This is a genomic window from Psychrobacter sp. 1U2 (assembly GCF_051847575.1).
The window spans coordinates 1-1,202 of record NZ_JBPYDC010000327.1; the positions used below are offsets into that span (position 1 = coordinate 1).

A 1,202-nucleotide genomic window follows, 5' to 3' on the forward strand; every position below is an offset into this window, starting at 1 on the left:
CTTCTTGCGGACTACTCATTAGTCCATAAGTCAGCATATAACGCAGTTGATTATTATCATCACGGTAACGAAAGTATGAAAACCTCTTACGATCATCACGGCCTTCCAGATAACTGGTAATGACTTCGTTCTCTGCTACGTTCATGACTTGTACAGTCCATTTACCTTTATTGGCTAGCAAATAACGCTTGTCTTTAAACTCATCAGGATAGTTGCGCAAATCACGGATGGTATCTTCAAAGTTGATCGGTTGAACGTCATTATCAAGCTCATGTAACGCTTCAACAGACAAGGGTTGTGCCAGCTCAGTACTGAGGGCTTCTGGCGCTGCTATTGGCGCGTTTTCAATTTTGGCACCGATAGCGGGAGTCTGACTAAACATCCAAAGCAGGGCGGTCAAGACCCCTAAAAGCAAAGTCATCATCAGCCACATTAAAGCCTGCCTGCGATATGACGTATGTTTTGAACGAGTCGTTGAGCTCGATGAGACCATGGGTGTTTCCTTGGGGAAAATAGGGTGAAGCATGTTAGTAAACTATAGCGACTCAGCTATCTAACGACTCATGTTATAGTGATAAGTATAGTCTATGATAAAACATCGTTAAGTAGCTGCGTATCAAAATCATCTGTTAACACCGCTTGTCCTATTGATTTTAACAAAATTAGACGAATTTGTCCGCCTTTCACCTTTTTATCATGCCCCATAAGCTCTAAAGCCGTATCGACATTGATAGGTGGTGGGTCAATTGGTAAGTTAGCAAGTATCAATACACGCTTGATCCGCGCCACATCAGCTTCACCTAGCCAGCCCATCATTTGTGATAGCTGAGCCGCTTGCACCATACCAGCGGCAACAGCTTCGCCATGGAGCCAACTACCGTAACCTTCGTGAGTCTCAATCACATGGCCGAAAGTATGACCAAAATTGAGCAACGCTCGCATACCAGCTTCTCTTTCATCTTGCGCCACTACGGCCGCTTTATACTCACAACAACGCTTTACAGCCGCTCCAAGTACTGCCAGATCCAGTTGCATCATGGCAGGTAGATTTGTTTCAAGCCACTCTAAAAACTCAATATCCATGATCAACGCATATTTGATGACTTCAGCCAATCCTGCCGATAGTTCACGCGCAGGTAAAGTTTTGAGGGTGCTCATATCAGCCAGCACCATTTTCGGCTGCCAAAAAGCGCCAATCATGT

The 1,202-nt window shown here is 44.8% G+C and carries 1 protein-coding gene and 1 pseudogene; both read right to left on the bottom strand.

The features are described 5' to 3' along the window. A pseudogene (locus ACS8FD_RS15540) lies at nucleotides 1-493 on the bottom strand (hypothetical protein); the annotation flags it as partial. A 92-nt stretch (nucleotides 494-585) separates the two neighbouring features. Continuing rightward, on the bottom strand, nucleotides 586-1,202 hold a 617-nt coding region (locus ACS8FD_RS15545), incomplete at its 5' end, for a 3-dehydroquinate synthase family protein (protein ID WP_439276514.1).